We start from the raw sequence: 16,730 nt of genomic DNA, 5'->3' as shown, positions 1-16,730 counted from the left end.
CATGGCGGCGACCCCACCCAGCGCGGACCGGGACTGGCAGGGCTTCGCCCGGTTCCTGCTGCTGTCGGTGGCCGGCGTATTCGTGGCCTATCTGGCGCTGGCGGTGCTGGTCGATCCCTACGATACCGGCCGCTCGACCCTGCTGTCCCGCGGCGCCGTCCGGCCGCAGGGCCCGCGCACCGCCTCGGCCGTGCGCGGGCGCGATCCGGCCTATACCGGTGCGGTGATCGGCAATTCTCACATCCAACTGATCGAGCCGGCGACGCTGACCCGGCTCACCGGCATCCCGTTCGTCCAGCTCTCGGTGCCGGCGACTGGCCCGATGGAGCAATTTGCAGTGCTCGATTGGTATCTGCAGCACCACGCCCGGCCCGAAGCTCTCGTCCTCTCGGCCGATGCCTTCTGGTGTGCCGACGATCCCGCTTTCCCGAGTGAGCACGGTTTTCCCTACTGGCTGCTCGGAGGCTGGCCTGATTACCTGAATGGCCTCATCCGCTTCCCGGCCGCTCAGGAGACGATCAACCGCCTCGGCTGGCTGCTGAATCCACGGCACAAGACGGCCGCGGCCGATGGCTGGTGGGACTACGAGCGCAATTACCTCAGCCAGGGGTTCGGTATCGACCCGGCCAAGAAGGCAGCCCTCGAGAAGCCCGCCAGCCCCACGCCGGAGCCGCATCACGGGGGCCCGTTCCCGATCGCCGCCCGGCTGCGGGCCGAACTCGCGCGGATCCCCGCGCGAACGCCGGTGGTGATCGTCTTCCCCCCGGTCTACGCACGCTCGGAACCGCCGGCTGGCAGCCCTCGGGCGGTGGCCGAGGCGGCCTGCCGCGCCGAAGTCCGAGCCGCGCTGTCGGAGCATCCGTCTAGCACGGTGGTGGATTGGCGCGATGGGCGCCCCGAGGCCGGGGATCCCGACCTGTTCTTCGACCAGACGCATTACAGGCTGCCGCTCGCCCGCATCCTCACGACGGACATCGCCGACGCAATTGTTCGCTTGCGAACACGGATGACAGACTAAAAGGTCTGTACCGTGACCGGATTGCCGCACGCGGCGGTACAGTGGGGGGCGCCTTCACATGGCGAGTCCCGGGCGCGTTGTCGCGATAGACCGCCTCGACTATACGGCACCTCACGTTATCGCCGCGCACCGGCCATCCCCTGGTGGGCGGCTCGATTCCAGCGAGGGTGACGCATGGCGAAGGTGACGCTGGAGGACGGCTACGTCCCGTCCGACGACGAGCCCTTCATGAACGACCGGCAGCGCGAATACTTCCGGCGCAAGCTGCTGAGCTGGAAGACCGATATCCTGCGCGAAGCGCAGGACACCCTGGTCGCACTCCAGAGCGAGAACGAGAATCATCCGGATCTCGCCGACCGCGCCTCATCGGAGACCGACCGGTCGATCGAGCTGCGGGCGCGGGACCGCCAGCGCAAGCTCACCGGCAAGATCGACGCCGCGCTCGCCCGGCTGGAGGACGGCTCCTACGGCTTCTGCGAGGAGACCGGCGAGCCGATCTCCCTGCGCCGCCTCGATGCCCGACCGATCGCGACCCTGTCGCTGGAAGCCCAGGAGCGCCACGAGCGGCGCGAGCGGGTCTACCGGGACGATTGAGCCTTCGTCCGTCGGCATTGCGAGGCGTCGCCGATCCTGCGGAGGCGACCGCTGATTCGCCCACGGGTCGATCAGGCGCTGGCTCGGCTTACTGCGTCAGACGCAGTGCGCCGATGCTCGACTGGATCTTCTGAAACGCCGCGATCAGGTCGTCTGCGGTGTTGGCGATGAAAAACTGGCTTGCCGAGGAGGCGCAGTTCTTCAGGAGCGTCTGGCCTGCCGCATCGATCGGGTCGGTCGAGACGCTGAATCCGATCGTGTAGATCGAGATGTTGACCGCCTTCGCGTTGGCGCAGGCCGTGGCAGTCAATGCGTCGAGCGCGTTCCGGGCGCTGTTGGCGTCCGAGACGTTCTGGTACTGCCCCGGCGGCATCCGCGGGTTGGCGCTCGTCTGGTTGGCGTTCTGGAAGTAGCCGGCCGAGAAATACAGCGATCCGGTCGGCGCGTTGGGATTGGCCGTCCAGCTGTTCGTGCCGTCGGTCATCAGGATCATGATCTTGTTGATCGCCGTAGCGTTCGACGGACTCGAGGTCGTCGTGTAGGCCGCCGACGCGGCTGCGGCCGGATTGATGGAAGCATAGCTGGACGAGAAGACGCTGACCGGCGAGAGCGTCCGCCAGCCCCACATGAGGCCCTCGAAGATATTGGTCGAGCCCAGCGGCGCCATGTTGCCGATGAGGCTCTTGAGCGCGGTCTGGTTGCTGGTGAGCGGCAGAAGCGGCTGCGTCGTGCAACCGAAATTCGGTCCGCTGGGGATCCCGAGATAGGTGCTGGACGTGGCGTTGCGTGGGTTCACGTATTTGCACGCCCGGGCCAGGGCGGTATCGTAAGACAAGCTCGAATTGATCGAGCAGGTGCCGAAGAAGCTGCTGTTGTCGTCGTCGATGTAGCTGTTGTACGATCGGTATGAGCCTGTATTGTCGTTAAAGTTGCTATAGGTGCTGCTCGCGTCGCCCGGCTCGTCGGGGGCGAACAACGGGACGAAATAGGAATCCTTGTTGCCGGAGGTCGGGGCGGCGTCCTGGGTGTTCAGCGGGTAAGGCAGCGATTCCAGGCATCCGCCCCAGCCCCAACCGCTGACGCCGCTGCTCTGCAGCTTTGTGAAGATGTCGAACCGGTTTGCGAAGCCGAACTGGCTGGCGCTCGTCACGTTGGTCCAGTGGAAGCTGGACTGCGCGTTCTGGTCGATCCAGCTCGCGGTCCGATAGATCGTCGGATTGACCGCCACGGCCCCGGCGAACGGCACGATGGAGATCCGGGTCGCGCTGCTGAAGGACGAGTTGGTGTAGACGTAGTTGACGAAGTTCGTCGCGGCCTGCTGCACCGCCTGCAGCTTCGACTGGCCGCCGCTCGACGCGGCCATCGACCCCGTATTGTCGAGCACCAGCGCGATCTCGAAGGTCTTCGGGATCGGCGTGGCGCATTGAGACGTGGCGCCCGGGTTGATGCGCGTGGTGCCGGTCAGCTTGCCGAAGAAGGTCGTCGACAGCTTGTGCGCCGTCAGGGTGATCTGGCGTGGGTTGCTGGTGATGGCCAGCGGGTCGACGACGAGGTTGGGCGCCCCCATGGCACCGATCATCGTCGTCTGGGCCAGGGCGTTCAGGTCGGCCGGGGTCGCGGTCGCGGGCGTCTGGCAGAGGAGCAGCGCGGTGGCGTCCGTCGCGGCTTGGAGCTTCGTTTCCAGCCGCGTCGCGAAACCGTAGTCGATGGCCGCACCGCTGAGCATGAGCATCGGCACGCTCATGAAAGCGAACAGGAGCGCCACGTTGCCGCGGCGGTCTCGGGTGAAGCGGTGGGGTGCGTTACGGAGCCGACTTATCGCACGCCGCTGCGTTCGCGCCGGGCAACACCACCTCAGTGTAGATATTGTTCCCATAGGTTTTACCGCCCCGCGTTGGCCATGGAACGACGCTGGAGAAGGTGATGGTGCCGCTGACACCCTTGGCGAGCTTCACCAGGGCGCTTCCGATCATCGGTGCATACGGGATGCTGACCTCGGCAAGGACGTAGCGCATGCCGAGAGTCTGATAGCCGGGCGGTACGGTGAGGCCGGTCGCCAGACCGGTGCTGCGCGGCGTGGCGTTGCCGGTGGCATAGCTGGAGCAGACGGTCGGGATCAGGGTCGAGCCCGAAAGTCCGACGCCCATCGCGCTGACTACAATCTTCGCATCCGCGGTGTTGAATGGGCGCATCACCGTTGTCGCCGAGGCGAAGATGTCGGTCATCAGGGGCGTACTGATCGGATTCTTGGTATCGCCCTGCGCGGTCAGATCGGCGACCGTGCGGGCAAGCACGGTCAGCTTGCGCCACTCGTCGAGGGCATGGGCCAGTTCGGTCATGCCGGCCCAGATCGCCAGCAGGACCGGCAGGATGACGGCGAACTCGACGGCAGCCGTGCCGCGGCGATCGCGCCGCAACTGCCTGGCCTTGCGCGGCAGGCGCCTCAGCATGGGCTCGCCCCGTTCGTCTGGTACGGTTCGGTGCGGAACACCGCGGTCGAGATTAGCAGGCTCGATCCGGCACCGCTGCCGGTCGTGAACTGCCGGGTGTTGAGCCCCATGAGGTTGAAGAAGGTCGGGAATTGCACGGCCGCGGTGACGATCACGATCGTCCCCGGCGCGGCGCAAGCGTAGTTCGTGCCGAATTTGGTGTTCCATGTGCCGGTCGTGCTGTTGACCGGGATCGTCGGGCTCGCGCTTGAAAACGTGCTCGAGGTCGTGACGTCGATCTTGACGTTCTGACAATTGAAGATGTTGACGATGGTGGCGTTGGCCGGGCCGCACATCGTGGTCTTCAGAGCCGCCAGAAGCTTGGTCGCGTCGGTCTGCCCGGCATTCGCCTGCTGGAATTCACCCGTGAAGATCGAGCGGACGGCGTTCTGCAAGGACCGGTCGAAATTCTGTGTGGCCCAGATTTGGAGAAGGACCTGAAAGATCGCGCCGCAGAGGGCGAGGAAGGGCAGGCTCACCAGAGCGAATTCCACCGCGGCGGCACCATCGGCCGCGCCACGGAGGCGTGCCAGATGCCGACCCAACGTTCTGCCTCGATCGGGAAACCCTGGTTTTATGTCCGTCATGCGCTGTGAATTACGCAGCAATAGTCTCGTGTATCTTCGTAGGATCGAGCTTTTACCAAAGACTTAATACGATTGCTGGGGTCGGCCCGGAACGAAACTTATCCCACCGGTTCCGGCCCGATCGCGCCGGCTCGGAGCGTCCCCACGCACGATTGACGGTCGAGTGAGCTGCACCACTTCCGGGTGCAGGCTTGGCCGGAGATCTCCATGAAACGCCCCCTGACCGCGATCGTGGCCGCCACGATCGCGGCCCTTACGCTGGCGGGTTGCGATCAGCCGAAGCCGGGACCGGCCGGCCCGCCCGGGCCGAAGGGCGATCAGGGGCCACCGGGACCGCAGGGTCCTGCCGGCCTGAACGGGGCGACGGGCGAACGTGGAATTACAGGTGAACGGGGCCCGCCCGGGCCCACGGGGCCGGCAGGTCCGGCCGTAAACAGCCAGATCCGGCTGGATGTCGCCTGCCGACGCGACGAGGAGTTGATCGGCGCCTATTGCCGGGGCATGGCGGTGCTGCCGTCCGTCACCGTTACGGACGGCGTCGCCACGGTCGGCTGCCTCGACATGACCGCGAAGGCCGCCAAGGATGCCCAGCCTGTCGCGGTCTGCATGAAGAAGCCGTGATGAGAGCCCTGGTCTCCGCCTTCCTGGCCGCGCTGGTCTCCACTGCCGCCTGCGCCCAATCGGTCGTCCCCAGCGAGCGCGCGGCCATCGACCTCGTACGCGACCGCCGCACCGCCGGGTTCGCCACCGTCGCTCAGACCCTGGCCTATGCCGAGCGCGTCACTGGCGGAGCCTTCAGCTTCGGCGGCTACCGCGTCGATTATCGCCCGGAGGCGCCCTTCGCCCGGGTGCGGATCTGCTACCGGCTGGGGATCGATCCGCCGACCTGCGGCCTCGATTACCGGGTTGCCGTGAATCCCGCCCACGTCGAGCCGTCCGACCGCTATGACGGCCTCACCCGCGATCTCGAACACGGGCCCCGCGCCTTCCTCCGGGCGTTGGCCCGCGATGTCGACCTCCAACGCCAGCCCGCGATCCTGCGGAAGATCCAGGCGGCGCTCGACCCGTACAACCCCTACGATTGGCGCTAAAGTTTAGAAGAGGCGAGGCCAGCGCAGCAGACGCTCCGGCGCGAAGGCCGCCACCGGCACCGCCGGGCTCCGGCCGGTGGCGAGATCGGCGACGATCTCCCCGGTAATCGGGCCGGTGGACAGGCCGATATGGCCGTGGCCGAAGGCGAACAACAATCCGTCGTGTCGGGGCGCCCGGCCGATCACGGGCATTCCGTCCGGCGTCGAGGGACGGGAGCCGAGCCACGGCGTATTGTCGAGGGGTCCGCCCAGCCGCAGGGTCCCGGCCGCTTCCTGGGAGGCCGCCTCGATCTGGGTATGATCCGGCGCGGCGTGGCTCGCGTTGAGTTCCACGCCCGACAGCACGCGCACCCGGTGATCGCTCATCGGCGAGAGGATCGAGCCGGCGCCCGTATCGAGCACCGGCCGGGTCAGCGGGGGGCTTTCCGGATGCAGGGCGTAGTGGCGATGGTAGCCGCGCTCGGCCGCCACCGCGAATCGGTAGCCCAGCGGCCGCGCGATCGCTCCCGAGGCGGCGCCGGCCGCGAGAACCACCTGGCGGGCCCGGACCGCACCGGACTCCAGATCGATCCGCCATCCGCCGGAATCGGGCGCCAGCCGCGCGACGCTGCCCCGGAGGCGCCGTCCGCCGAGACCGGAAAAGAGCGCCTCGCAGGCTTCGATCAGGCGACCGGGCTCGCGAACCGAGCCGGTCTCGGTCAGCAGCATCGCCTTGGCGTAGGGTCGGACCACGGCCGGCTCCAGATCGCGCAGGGCCGCCGTATCGAGGATGTCGAAGACCACGTCGTGCCCGGCCAGGATCTCGCGCTCCAGGGCGGCCCCCGCGAAAGCCGCTTCGGTGCGGTAGGCCTTCAGCCATCCGGTCCGCTGCAGCCGGTCGCTCGTCCCGGCCCGGGCCGCGAGGCGTTCATGGGCCGGGTAGGCGGCACTCGTCAGCGGCAGCAGCGCTTCGGCGGCCCGGCGCCAGCGGGTGGCGCGGGCGCTCGCCAGGAAATGCGCCGTGTAGGGAAGGATCCGCGGCAAGTGCGCGTAGTTCAGGCGCAAACCACGGTCGGCGTTGCGCAGATAGGCCGGGAGCTTGCCCCACAGGGCCGGGCTCGACATCGGCAGGATCGACCCACGGCTGACCACGCCGGCATTGCCGTAGGAGGTTCGGGCGCGGGCCTCGCCGGGATCGCACAGGACCACATCGAGGCCCCGATCCTTCAGCGCGATGGCGCTGGCGAGACCGACCATCCCGCCGCCGATCACCACGATGTCGGCCGTCTCGTCCGTCGCCATCGAGCCTTGTCCCGCGCAGCGCCAAGCGCAGCCTTCTGACCGGTTTCCACGCCCCTGGGTAGCGCCTTCCCGGTGGGCCGCCATGAGCCGGGCGCCGGGCAAAGACCATGAAGTCCTGCGCCATCGGCCCCAAGATCGGCTATGGAGCGGACCATGACTCTCGTTCGCTTCGCTCCTTCGCCGACCGGCTACCTCCATATCGGCAATGCCCGTCCGGCCCTGCTGAACGCGCTGTTCGCCCGCCGGACCGGCGGACGCTTCCTGCTGCGCCTCGACGACACCGATGCGGAACGCTCGACCGAGGCCTTCGCCCAAGCGATTCATGAGGATCTCGCGTGGCTCGGCATCAAGCCCGATCTGTTCGCCCGGCAGAGCGACCGGAAGGCGCAGCACGATACCGCCGCCGATCGCCTGCGCGCCGCGGGCCGGCTCTACCCATGCTACGAGACCCAGGAGGAGCTGGAGCGTCGCCGCAAGCGCCAGCTCGGCCGTAACCAGCCGCCGATCTACGACCGGGCGGCGCTCAAGCTCACCGCTGAAGAGCGTGCCACCCTGGAAGCCGATGGGCGGCGACCGCACTGGCGCTTCCTTTTGGAGGCCCGGACCGTGACGTGGGACGACCTCGTCCGTGGCCCGGCCCATGTCGATTGCGCGTCGCTGTCCGATCCGGTGCTGATCCGCGGCGACGGCAGCTACCTCTACACGCTGCCCTCGGTCGTGGACGACGCCGACCTGGGAATCACCCACGTCATCCGCGGCGAGGACCACGTCACCAACACCGGTGTGCAGGTGCAGATCTTCGAGGCACTGGGCGCCGCCGTTCCGATCTTCGGCCACCACAACCTGCTCACCACCGCGGACGGGGAGGGGCTGTCGAAGCGGCTCGGCCACCTGTCGCTGCGCGGCCTGCGCGAGGCCGGCTACGAGCCCGCCGCGGTGCGCTCCCTCGCCGTCCTTACCGGCTCCGCCGAATCCGTCCGGGCGGTCCCCGACCTCGACACTTTGGCCGGCCTGATCGACCTCGCCGAGATCTCGCGGGCGCCGGCCCGGTTCGACACCGCGGAGCTCGACGGTCTCAACGCACGCCTCGTCCACGCCATGCCGTACGCGGATGTTTCCGATCGGCTGGAGGACCTTGGAATTCCAGCGGATCGCGCGGAGGCGTTCTGGCTGGCGGTGCGGGCCAATCTCAACCGGGTCGCGGAGGCGGCCGAGTGGTGGCGGGTCGTCGCCGGTTCGGTCGAGCCGGTGCTGAGCGAGCCGGCGGTGATCGCGGCTGCGCAGGACAGTCTGCCGCCCGAGCCGTTCGGCCCCGAGACCTGGAAAGCCTGGACGACCGAGATCCGGACGCGAACCGGGGCAAAGGGCAAGGGCCTGTTCATGCCGCTGCGGCTCGCGCTCACCGGGCTGGAGCATGGGCCTGATCTCGCCGGTCTGCTGCCGCTGATCGGGCGGGACCGGGCGGCGCGGCGGCTGGCGGGTGAGGCGGCCTGAGCTACTCCGCCTCGGCCGTTTCCAGCTTGGTCGCCAGCGGCTTGTCGACGCGCCGTCCGTCGAGATCCACCACCTCCAACTGCCAGTCGGCGATGTGGCAGATCTCGCCAGTCTCCGGCAGACGATGAAGCGTGGCGATGACGAGGCCGGGAGCCGAACGCCGAGCTGGTCGGCCAGTTCGTCGGCCGGCATCGCGCCCGCAATCGGCCAGAGCCGTCGGGTCGACGCACCGCGTCCGGCTCGGCCTGCGCGGAGTCGAACGCGCCCGCGATGGCGTCGAGGATGTTGGCTGGCGTCACGAGCCCGTCGAAATGGCCGTCCTCGTCGTGGACCAGCGCCATCGGCACGGAGGCGCTGCGCTGAACCGTGAGCCGCGGTTCAGCGTGGTCGTGCTTCGATCAGCACCGAATCGAGCAGAAAGCTGCCATCCGGCTCGATCCGGAAATGCGCCGTGACCTCGGCGGCAGCCGAAGCCTGGATGGCCCGGATCGCCGCGACATGGGTCGGCGGCGTGCGCATACGGGCGATCCAGCTCGCGAATTCCATGCGCGGGCGGCTCGCCATGACGGCGCCCGGCGCGAAGCCGGCAGCCTCCAGCATGGCGCGCCATTCCGAGACCCGGTAGTCGCGCACGTGGGACGGATCGCGCAGCAGCTCGACCGCCTGGAGATGCGTGTCGAGCAGCGGATCCTCCGGGGCTACCACATCGCAGGCGACGAGCAGGCCATCGGGTTTCACCACCCGCCTCGCCTCCGCAAGGGCGGCCGGAACGTCACGCCAATGATGGGCGCTGAACCGGGTGAGCACCGCGTCGAAGCTCGCATCCGCGAAGGGCAGCGTCTCGGCCGCCCCCTGGTGGGTCTCGATCCGGTCGAGCCCACGCCGAGCTGCTTCGGCGGAGACGGCCGCCAGCATTTCGGCCGAGAGATCATAGGCAGTGACCGCAGCACCGGCCGCCGCCGCCGCGAAGGCGACGTGACCGCCGCCGCAGCCAAGATCGAGCGCCCGCGCCCCCGGCAGCGCGCCGATCACGGCGCCGATCCGATCGAGATCGGCACCGCCCGCATGGACTGCGCTGGTGACATAGGCCGTGGCCTGCGCGCCGAACTGGTCGACGACGTGGCTGGCGTGGCTGCGCCCGGACATGGGCTTGTCTCCTGGAGCGGACGCATCGTGCGTACGACCTCGCGGGGACGATGCCTCGCGCTGTCGTGATCCGCAATCATGCAAGCTGAGCAAGCGCTGCGGAGGCTATGCTCACGCGCGCGCGCGTTCCCAATCCTGCCGCCCGTGCAGGGTGCGGATGACGAGGATGCCCGCTCCGTTTTCGAGGTAGACGATCATGTGGGCGCCGTAGGGATGGAGCCGCACCGGCGGGTCGAACGCTTGGCGCTCGCGCGCCATCCGCTGGTTAGCGGCCAGCAGCCGGAACGCAGCGAACAGTCCGTTCTAGAACCGTTCCACCGCAGCCTCGCCAAAGCGGATCGCGCCCGCCGCGTAGGCTTTTGCGAGATCCTCATCAGCCCGCTGTGTCGTCCGGAAACTCATTCGCCCCGAAGGACCGCCAACCTCTCCCGGCCGAGGCGACGAGTATCCTCTTCCGTTCGGTCACTGACGCCACTCGCCAAGCCCTCATCGACGAGTCTTTGCAGATCATCGATCTTCCCAAGGCGCTCTTGGTCCCGCCGGATCAGATCTCGCACGTAGTCGCTGGCATTGGCATAGCGGCTTGCGCCGGCTTGAGCTTCGACCCAAACCTTCAAAGCGTCGGGCAACGAGATCGTCATGGTCGCCATGTCGGAATCTCCTCGCGGTACGATGCCAGGAATCGACCTCGTCTGCCAAAGAATCGGTCGGCAGCATCACGCACGCAGCGGCCACCACACGAATCGGCTCATGACGCCAGCGGCTCCAATCGAGACAGCCGCAGGGCCACGGCCAGCGCCAGCCCGTAGAGCCCGCCCACGAACAGCACCACGCCGGTCCAGCCGGAATGGGCGAAGAACCAGCCGCCCGCCGTGCCGAGCACGGAGGAGCCCAGATAGTACATGCACAGGTAGACCGAAGAGGCTTGCGCCCGGTCGCGCCGCGCGCGCCGACCGACCCAGCTGCTCGCGACCGAATGTGCCGCGAAGAAGCCTACCGTCGTGACCACGACGCCGAACACGATCAGCACGACGTTGTCGAAGAGGGTCATCAGGATCCCGGCGAGCCCGAGGCTGGTTGCGAGCCACAACACCCGCCGCCGGCCGAACCGGCTGGCGAGCTCCCCGGCGACCGGGCTGCTCACCATGCCGGCGAGGTAGACCGAGAAGATCAGCCCGATCACCGTCTGGCTCAGAGAGAAGGGCGGATCGAGCAGGCGGAACCCGATGTAGTTGTAGATGCAGACGAAGCCGCCCATCAGCAGGAACGCCTCGACGAACAGCCATGGCAGGCCGGCATCGCGGAAATGGTGGCCGAAGCTGCCCGGCACCTCGCGCCACGCCATCCGGCGCGCCACGAAGCTGCGGGAGGGGGGCAGCCAGCGCCAGAAGGCAACGGCCGCAGCCAGTGCCAGCACGCCGATCGTGGCGAGCCCGATCCGCCAACCGACATGATCGGCCATCACGCCGCTGATGAGTCGTCCCGACATGCCGCCCAGCGCATTGCCGCCGACCAGAAGGCCCATCGACAGGCCGATCGCCTGCGCGTCCATCTCCTCTGCCAAATAGGCCATGGCGACCGCCGGCAGGCCGCTCGCCGTGAGGCCGGTGAGTGCGCGCAGGATCAGGAACCCATGCCAGCCGGGGACCAGGGCGGCCACGATGGTGAGCAGCGCGGAGGCCAGGAGTGAGGCCAGCATCACGGGCTTGCGGCCCCACATCTCGGACAGCGGACTGACTACCAAGAGCGCCATGGCCAGCAGGCCGCAGGGCAGCGACAGGGCGAGGCTGCTCTCGGCCGGGGACACGCCAAAATCCGCGGCGTAGATCGGCAGCAGGGGCTGCACCGCGTAGAGCACCGCGAAGGTCGAGAACCCCGCGGCCGCCAATGCCAGCGCCGTCCGGCGGAAGACCGGCGTGCCTGACCGGATCAGCCGCCCGTCCGCTTCGCTGTCCATGCCCGTCCCGCGTTGCCGATCTTCGCGCGTTGGTGATGTCCGCAGGTGCCGTCGTCAACTGCCGCGCATCGGGCTGTCGGGGCGATCAGCGTTCGCAACGCCCCGCGTGTAGGGCCGTCGCGCCTGGAACGCGATCGCCTACTTGATGATGCTGTGGAAGAACGCGGCCAACCGCTGCGCATCCGCCCCGGGCGGCAGGTCGCCGGGCTCTCTGGCGTTTAAGGCAATCGCGGATCAGCACGAGCGTTGTGCGGCCTCCGTGGCGGAGCTGTTGGCGCGGGCTGTCGGTGGCGGGAAGGCTGCTGAACACGCCGAGGATCAACAGGTTGCCGCGCGACTGGTTCGAAGGGGCAACGTCGATGCTGCCGTCCAGCCTCATGTGCAGGCCCTTGCGCGCCTGTGGCTTCTCAGCCTCGGGCCGCCCGACTGACGTTGCATGTGAAGGACTGGGCGGCCGACGGCGGCCGCCCGATCGAGACGTCCTCTCCACTCAGCGTGGCGGCGGTGGCGCTGCCTGTCCCTGCCCCTCGCCCTGCTGAAGCAGCGGCGTGATCCGCTGGACGACGACGCGGCGGTTTTCCCGCGACGGGCCCTGCGTGTTCACCTTCAGGTACTGCTCGCCGTAGCCCTGCGTGGTCAGGTTCTCGGGTGGCACGCGGAACTGCTCGGTGAGCACGGTCGCCACCGACTGGGCACGCCGGTCCGACAGGGAGAGGTTGTCGATCGCGGAGCCGACCGCGTCGGTGAAGCCTTCGATCAGGAAGACTTCGCGCGGGTTGGCCTGGATGGCGCGGTTCATCGCGGCCGCGATCACCGAGAGCTTCGCCGCCTGCTCCGGCGTGACCGTGAACGAGCCGGTGTCGAAGGTGATCGCGTTGATATCGACCGAGCGCATCCGGGCCCGGAGGTCCGGGCTGTAGCGGATCTGGTCGAGGGTATAGCGGCGCTCGACGGGGACCACCGGCGGTGCCGTCAACGCCTCGTAGACCTCGCCCTCGTCGGCCTGCGCGTAATCCACGATGTAGCGGTCCCGCGGGATCCGGATATCCGGGGGCGGCAGCACCACCACGTCCTCATAGATCGGGCGGATCGGGCCCGCGTAGCTGTTGTCGATCAACACGACTTCGCGGCCGTCACGATAACGCAGGTACCGGCGCAGCATCCGCCCGTCATCGGCGGTCACGGTCACGACCTGCTCCCCGCCCGGCCGATCGAGGTAGCTGTAGAAATCGGCGCCCTGCTGCACGTAGCGGTAGCCGCGCGGATCGAGGGCACGGAAGCGCTCGTTCTCGTCGTGGCGGATCAGGTAGGTGTCACGGTCGCGCACGATGATGCGCCCGGGCTCGCGGTAGTAGGTCCGCCCGTCCTCGTTGTACTCGCGCCGCTCGCGGACCACTTGGTCGAAGCTTCGGACGTTATCGTCTTGGCGGAAGCCGCCCGGCACGTAGCCCGGCTGACCCGGCGCGCTGAACACGCCATTTCCAGCGCGCCCGCCGGGGCCACCGACTTGGCCCGGGCCGCCGGCTTGACCCGGCGGCTGAAATGGACGCCCGGGGATGCCCGGGGCTTGGTTGGGCGGAACGGGGCGACCCGGTTCTGCGCCAGGGCCGGCATTCGGCTGTGCGCGACCATCGGGCTGGACGTCCTGACGCTGGAACGGCCGCCCGGGCACGCCCGGCGCCACGTTGGGCGGAGCTGAACGGTTCGGCTCGGCACCGGGATTGGCATTCGGTTGCGGCCGGTCACCGGGCTGCACATCCTGGCGCTGTGGATTCTGGCGCTGAAGATCCTGGCGCTGGTCCGGCCGTCCGGGAGCTCCGGGAGCCGTGTTGGGCGGCATGGGACGGCCCGGCTCGGCGCCGGGTCCTGTACCCGGCTGCGGGCGGTTGTCGCGCTGGTTGTCGGGCCGCTGATCGGGCCGACCGGGAGCACCCGGCGGCGGGTTCGGGCGATCGGCATCGGGCGCACGGCGATCACGATCGGGGCCCTGTTGCCGCGGCGGCGTCCCTGGCCGGTCGTTGTCGGGCCGGGGCTGGGCGCCGGGACCGCCGTTCCGATCCGGTGCGGGCCGATCCGGTTGACGGTCCTCCCGGTCGGGCTGGCGCTCCTGACGGTTCGGCCGGGCATCCGGCGAACGCGGCTCCGGACGGTTCGGCCGCGCGTTGGGAGACCGCTGCTCTTGACGGTCCTGGCGGTCCTGCCGCTGCTCCTGACGATCCGGGCGAGCATCCGGCCGCTCCTGGGCTGGCGGACGAGGGGCCGGCGGTTCCGGCCGGCGCTCAGGCGCACGTTCCCGTTGCGGGGGCTCGGCCTGACGCGGGGCTTGCGGCTCGGGACGCTCGCGCGGCGGCGGAGCTGCTCGCTCCGGACGCGGCTCCGGCCGCTCGCGTCCTGCCGGCGGGCCGGGACGTTCCTGCGGCGGGCCGGGACGTTCCTGCGGCGGGCGCTCCGGACCTGGGCCACCGCGCGGGGGCTCACCGCCGCGGGGCCCACGCTCCTCCGGACCGCCCTGCGCCAGCAGGATCCGGCCCGGCGACGCATCGGCCGGTTGGAGGGAGGTCAGAGCCGGCAGCACGGTGCCGGTCAGGAGAAGCAATCGCAGGAGCCGCATCGAGGCCTCGTATCGGGTCAGGCCGAGCCGAACACGGAACGCTACGATTGGTTCCCCGCAAGTACGCGCTAAGGGGTAAGACGCTGTGGAACAGCGATCACATTCGGCGCGATGATGCGCACGGCGACGTGATCCGGCTTGGCGCGATTGGACGGCTGCGCTTCAGGGTCGACCCAGCCCCTGCCGGCGTCGGGCCCTGTGGCAGACGCCTCCGCGTTGCTCTTCACAGCGCGTCCGGCGACGTCGGCAGCCAGTTCCGCGGCGGTTCGGTCGGCGCGGCCGACCAGCGTCAGCCTAACCTTCGGGCGGGACAACGCCTCGGCCTGCATCGGCGTCACGAAGATGTCGCCCTTGTGCCGGACCAGCATGCTCTCGGCCTTGACCAGCGACTGCGCCCAGGTCTTGCCCTCAGGCTTGCAGGAGCAGTTCGGCACGAATTCCTTGCGGAACTTGAAGGCGTTGGCGAGGCTCGTATAGGCGCGGCTGCCCTTCACCGTGGCGGCATGCTTCAGCGCATCGTCGCCGTAGGGCATCGAATAGGCCTGCGCCTCGGCGCCGGGGCAGAGCGCTTGGCACATCTCGTCCGCGCCGCCGCGCCCTTCGGGCAGATTGCGCAGCGGGAAGAACCCGCCGTCGCAGATCCGGACGCAGACCATCTGCGGGCCGCCTCGGGCATAGGATTCGCCGCTCGCCGCGTAGGTCTCCCGCGTGGGGCAGGTCGAAGCCACGAGGCTCTGGAGTTCGCGCCGGCGCGCTCCGTCGTCGTCGAGCACCGCGCCGCCGTAGGTGGCCTTGAGGGCGCGGATCCGCTGCTCCACGGCACCGCATTGCGGTGGCCGCGTATCGAAGAACAGGAATTTCTCCGAGCAGTTGAGGCCGCGGTAATAGGCTTCCAGCCGCCCGATCTCGTCGTTCAGCGCCCGCGTCGTGCTGCCGCCGTTTTGGATCGACGCCAGCTCGGCCCGATAGCGCCGGCACTGGGGTGAGGGCATCTGCGGAACCGGCCGCGTCTCGGCGGCCGACGGTGTCTCCTGCGCGGCAGCCGGCGCAACGAGGGGGCTGGACAGTCCGAGGGCCAAGACCGCAATCGAAAGGATGCGGCCGAGCGAACGGACGATCGGACGTTGAGGCATAAGCTGCATCGCGTTGGCCGGGTACGCTGCGCTCCGAAAAGGCCGGGCGGGGCGCATCCGCGCTTCGGGGCCGAAGCAACGCGATCCTACGCCCCCTCGCAGGACGGCAACACCCCCCCTACATCCCATCGGCAAGCTTGAGGGGGAATTGGCCGGTGATGTGGTTTCGGAGTCTCACCTATGTTGGCGTTCTGGCGCTGGGGATGGCGGCAGCGGGCCCCGCGGCCGCTCAGGAGCCGGACCGGATTTTCGACAAATCGACGGTCTGGCGGCCGCTCACGCCGAACGACAAATTGGTCGTCTACGGCATTGACGACCCGGCGGTGGCGGGTGTCGCCTGCTGGTACACGCAGCCCGAGAAGGGCGGGATCAAGGGTACGCTGGGTCTGGCCGAGGATGTCTCGGACATCTCGTTGGCCTGTCGCCAGACCGGCCCGGTCGCCTTCAAGGGCAAGCTGAGCCAGGGCGAGGTGGTGTTCAGCGAGCGCCGCTCGCTGATCTTCAAGTCGATGCAGATCGTGCGCGGCTGCGACACGCGGCGCAACACGCTGATCTACATGGTCTATTCCGACAAGGTGATCCAGGGCTCGCCGAAGAACTCGAGCTCGGCGGTACCGCTCGCCCCCTGGGGCACGGAGCTGGCACCGAAATGCGCGGACGCCATGAAGTAGGGTAGGCCCCGCGGCCGGTCTTCGACTGTCAGTCCTGGCAGGTGATCCGGATCGGCCGCTCCAGCGGGGTCGAGATGGGCTGGCTGATGGCGCCCGTATACTCGTCGGCGGCGGCGATCCCGTAGGAATTGGCTGCCGCGTAACCCTGAGCCTCGCACCACGCGTTGGCGACGACTTGGCCGCAGCTGCTCCCGGGCGTCGTCAGGCAGTCGCCGACGCCGTAGCCGTCGCTCAACGGGATGAGGAATGTCTTCTCGACGTGGCTCGGCGCCTTCACGGGCGTCTCGCCGTCGCTGCCGGCCAGCGCGGCATGCGCAAGACCTGCGGTGGCGAAGGCCGTGACTAGGGCGAGGATACCGTTTGCCGAGCGACGCATCGAGGGTCCTTGAGCACAGGAACTGCGGCGTGAGGTTCGTTGCCCGGACGGTCCGACGCCGCGGTTAAGGAAGCCTTACCCGCACGATGCGAGCGCCTGCTCGAATTCCTCACGCTTTTGCGTTAGCCCCATCGCGCGAGCCGCGCCGTCGCGGCGATGCAACAGGATGCCGTGGCGGCACCGGTCGCCGCGCCACGTTTCGGCCCTTCTTGGCCGCGTGCGCCCCGTAGGCCTCTGAAGGCAGGCTCGTTTTCGTCGGCGATCGCGCCGGGAGGAGGGTGG

19 protein-coding genes are annotated in these 16,730 nt (G+C 68.8%); 7 read left to right on the top strand and 12 right to left on the bottom strand.

All coding sequences use genetic code 11. The features are described 5' to 3' along the window. The first annotated feature begins 1 nt into the window (after position 1). Positions 2-1,018, top strand: coding sequence for a hypothetical protein (locus OXS27_RS11735; RefSeq protein WP_267356364.1), 1,017 nt, complete (start codon positions 2-4; stop codon positions 1,016-1,018). Positions 1,019-1,192: 174 nt separating this feature from the next. After that, on the top strand, positions 1,193-1,612 hold the full coding sequence (gene dksA / locus OXS27_RS11730; protein ID WP_243925591.1) for an RNA polymerase-binding protein DksA: 420 nt from the start codon (positions 1,193-1,195) through the stop codon (positions 1,610-1,612). 88 nt (positions 1,613-1,700) lie between these two features. Here the strand turns inward: dksA and OXS27_RS11725 are convergent, their stop codons facing one another. The 3 genes from OXS27_RS11725 to OXS27_RS11715 are packed head-to-tail and all read right to left on the bottom strand — an operon-like array spanning position 1,701 to position 4,595. Then, positions 1,701-3,431 (bottom strand): TadE/TadG family type IV pilus assembly protein, encoded by a 1,731-nt coding sequence (locus OXS27_RS11725; protein WP_267356488.1) that lies wholly within the window; start codon positions 3,429-3,431, stop codon positions 1,701-1,703. Continuing rightward, positions 3,415-4,062, bottom strand: coding sequence for a TadE/TadG family type IV pilus assembly protein (locus OXS27_RS11720; protein ID WP_243925593.1), 648 nt, complete (start codon positions 4,060-4,062; stop codon positions 3,415-3,417). The genes OXS27_RS11725 and OXS27_RS11720 overlap by 17 nt, the downstream gene beginning before the upstream one ends. Then, the gene (locus OXS27_RS11715; protein ID WP_267356363.1) at positions 4,056-4,595 is read right to left on the bottom strand and encodes a pilus assembly protein; all 540 of its coding nucleotides are present in this window, start codon (positions 4,593-4,595) and stop codon (positions 4,056-4,058) included. The genes OXS27_RS11720 and OXS27_RS11715 overlap by 7 nt, the downstream gene beginning before the upstream one ends. Positions 4,596-4,895: 300 nt before the next feature. Here OXS27_RS11715 and OXS27_RS11710 point away from each other — a divergent pair, with 300 nt between their 5' ends. Further along, positions 4,896-5,309 (top strand): hypothetical protein, encoded by a 414-nt coding sequence (locus tag OXS27_RS11710; protein ID WP_267356362.1) that lies wholly within the window; start codon positions 4,896-4,898, stop codon positions 5,307-5,309. Beyond that, on the top strand, positions 5,309-5,779 hold the full coding sequence (locus tag OXS27_RS11705; protein ID WP_243925595.1) for a hypothetical protein: 471 nt from the start codon (positions 5,309-5,311) through the stop codon (positions 5,777-5,779). Before OXS27_RS11710 ends, OXS27_RS11705 begins: the two co-directional genes overlap by 1 nt. A 3-nt stretch (positions 5,780-5,782) precedes the next feature. Here the strand turns inward: OXS27_RS11705 and OXS27_RS11700 are convergent, their stop codons facing one another. Further along, positions 5,783-7,060: an FAD-binding oxidoreductase gene (locus tag OXS27_RS11700; RefSeq protein ID WP_267356361.1), complete on the bottom strand. Its 1,278-nt coding sequence runs from the start codon at positions 7,058-7,060 to the stop codon at positions 5,783-5,785. A 153-nt stretch (positions 7,061-7,213) separates the two neighbouring features. On the opposite strand from OXS27_RS11700, the gene gltX reads away from it, so the two are divergent. Then, positions 7,214-8,554, top strand: a complete 1,341-nt coding sequence (gltX, locus tag OXS27_RS11695) for a glutamate--tRNA ligase (protein ID WP_267356360.1) — start codon at positions 7,214-7,216, stop codon at positions 8,552-8,554. A gap of 1 nt (position 8,555) precedes the next feature. Here the strand turns inward: gltX and OXS27_RS32660 are convergent, their stop codons facing one another. The 6 genes from OXS27_RS32660 to OXS27_RS32655 all read right to left on the bottom strand — a co-directional run bounded on the left by OXS27_RS32660 (position 8,556) and on the right by OXS27_RS32655 (position 13,131). Then, positions 8,556-8,657: a hypothetical protein gene (locus tag OXS27_RS32660; RefSeq protein WP_346732990.1), complete on the bottom strand. Its 102-nt coding sequence runs from the start codon at positions 8,655-8,657 to the stop codon at positions 8,556-8,558. Positions 8,658-8,932: 275 nt separating this feature from the next. Continuing rightward, on the bottom strand, positions 8,933-9,700 hold the full coding sequence (locus OXS27_RS11685; RefSeq protein ID WP_243925598.1) for a class I SAM-dependent methyltransferase: 768 nt from the start codon (positions 9,698-9,700) through the stop codon (positions 8,933-8,935). Between the two features lie 111 nt (positions 9,701-9,811). After that, the gene (locus tag OXS27_RS11680; RefSeq protein ID WP_267356487.1) at positions 9,812-9,997 is read right to left on the bottom strand and encodes a type II toxin-antitoxin system RelE/ParE family toxin; all 186 of its coding nucleotides are present in this window, start codon (positions 9,995-9,997) and stop codon (positions 9,812-9,814) included. A gap of 101 nt (positions 9,998-10,098) precedes the next feature. After that, complete coding sequence (locus OXS27_RS11675) at positions 10,099-10,350, bottom strand: type II toxin-antitoxin system ParD family antitoxin (RefSeq protein ID WP_267356359.1); 252 nt, start codon at positions 10,348-10,350, stop codon at positions 10,099-10,101. A gap of 98 nt (positions 10,351-10,448) precedes the next feature. Continuing rightward, entirely contained in the window at positions 10,449-11,657 is a 1,209-nt protein-coding gene (locus tag OXS27_RS11670) for an MFS transporter (RefSeq protein WP_267356358.1), read from the bottom strand. Positions 11,658-12,147: 490 nt separating this feature from the next. After that, the gene (locus OXS27_RS32655) at positions 12,148-13,131 is read right to left on the bottom strand and encodes an OmpA family protein (RefSeq protein ID WP_346732989.1); all 984 of its coding nucleotides are present in this window, start codon (positions 13,129-13,131) and stop codon (positions 12,148-12,150) included. Between the two features lie 258 nt (positions 13,132-13,389). Between OXS27_RS32655 and OXS27_RS32650 the strand changes: the two genes are divergently transcribed. After that, a complete protein-coding gene (locus OXS27_RS32650; protein WP_346732988.1) occupies positions 13,390-14,340 on the top strand; it encodes a hypothetical protein in 951 nt (316 codons plus the stop codon). Here the strand turns inward: OXS27_RS32650 and OXS27_RS11660 are convergent. Further along, positions 14,337-15,401 carry a DUF2865 domain-containing protein gene (locus tag OXS27_RS11660; protein ID WP_267356356.1) on the bottom strand — a complete coding sequence of 355 codons (1,065 nt, stop codon included), beginning with the start codon at positions 15,399-15,401 and terminating at the stop codon, positions 14,337-14,339. The two genes, OXS27_RS32650 and OXS27_RS11660, sit on opposite strands and share 4 nt — an antisense overlap. A gap of 158 nt (positions 15,402-15,559) precedes the next feature. On the opposite strand from OXS27_RS11660, the gene OXS27_RS11655 reads away from it, so the two are divergent. Beyond that, complete coding sequence (locus OXS27_RS11655) at positions 15,560-16,072, top strand: CreA family protein (protein WP_267356355.1); 513 nt, start codon at positions 15,560-15,562, stop codon at positions 16,070-16,072. 28 nt (positions 16,073-16,100) lie between these two features. Here OXS27_RS11655 and OXS27_RS11650 read toward each other — a convergent pair whose 3' ends face one another. Then, positions 16,101-16,448 (bottom strand): hypothetical protein, encoded by a 348-nt coding sequence (locus OXS27_RS11650; protein WP_243925605.1) that lies wholly within the window; start codon positions 16,446-16,448, stop codon positions 16,101-16,103. Positions 16,449-16,730: the final 282 nt, after the last annotated feature.

The sequence above is a fragment of the Methylobacterium sp. GC_Met_3 genome, assembly GCF_026540775.1.
Lineage (GTDB): Bacteria > Pseudomonadota > Alphaproteobacteria > Rhizobiales > Beijerinckiaceae > Methylobacterium.
Note: the sequence above shows the minus strand (reverse complement) of the source record. Positions and strands in the feature narration are given on the sequence as shown.

What these genes read in the sequence shown, in the direction of transcription:
- OXS27_RS11735 (WP_267356364.1), top strand. Translation starts at nt 2, where the DNA reads ATGGCGGCGACCCCACCCAGCGCGGACCGGGACTGGCAGGGCTTCGCC.
- dksA (WP_243925591.1), top strand. Translation starts at nt 1,193, where the DNA reads ATGGCGAAGGTGACGCTGGAGGACGGCTACGTCCCGTCCGACGACGAG.
- OXS27_RS11720 (WP_243925593.1), bottom strand. Translation starts at nt 4,062, where the DNA reads ATGCTGAGGCGCCTGCCGCGCAAGGCCAGGCAGTTGCGGCGCGATCGC.
- OXS27_RS11710 (WP_267356362.1), top strand. Translation starts at nt 4,896, where the DNA reads ATGAAACGCCCCCTGACCGCGATCGTGGCCGCCACGATCGCGGCCCTT.
- OXS27_RS11705 (WP_243925595.1), top strand. Translation starts at nt 5,309, where the DNA reads ATGAGAGCCCTGGTCTCCGCCTTCCTGGCCGCGCTGGTCTCCACTGCC.
- OXS27_RS11700 (WP_267356361.1), bottom strand. Translation starts at nt 7,060, where the DNA reads ATGGCGACGGACGAGACGGCCGACATCGTGGTGATCGGCGGCGGGATG.
- gltX (WP_267356360.1), top strand. Translation starts at nt 7,214, where the DNA reads ATGACTCTCGTTCGCTTCGCTCCTTCGCCGACCGGCTACCTCCATATC.
- OXS27_RS11685 (WP_243925598.1), bottom strand. Translation starts at nt 9,700, where the DNA reads ATGTCCGGGCGCAGCCACGCCAGCCACGTCGTCGACCAGTTCGGCGCG.
- OXS27_RS11675 (WP_267356359.1), bottom strand. Translation starts at nt 10,350, where the DNA reads ATGGCGACCATGACGATCTCGTTGCCCGACGCTTTGAAGGTTTGGGTC.
- OXS27_RS11670 (WP_267356358.1), bottom strand. Translation starts at nt 11,657, where the DNA reads ATGGACAGCGAAGCGGACGGGCGGCTGATCCGGTCAGGCACGCCGGTC.
- OXS27_RS11660 (WP_267356356.1), bottom strand. Translation starts at nt 15,401, where the DNA reads ATGCCTCAACGTCCGATCGTCCGTTCGCTCGGCCGCATCCTTTCGATT.
- OXS27_RS11655 (WP_267356355.1), top strand. Translation starts at nt 15,560, where the DNA reads ATGTGGTTTCGGAGTCTCACCTATGTTGGCGTTCTGGCGCTGGGGATG.
- OXS27_RS11650 (WP_243925605.1), bottom strand. Translation starts at nt 16,448, where the DNA reads ATGCGTCGCTCGGCAAACGGTATCCTCGCCCTAGTCACGGCCTTCGCC.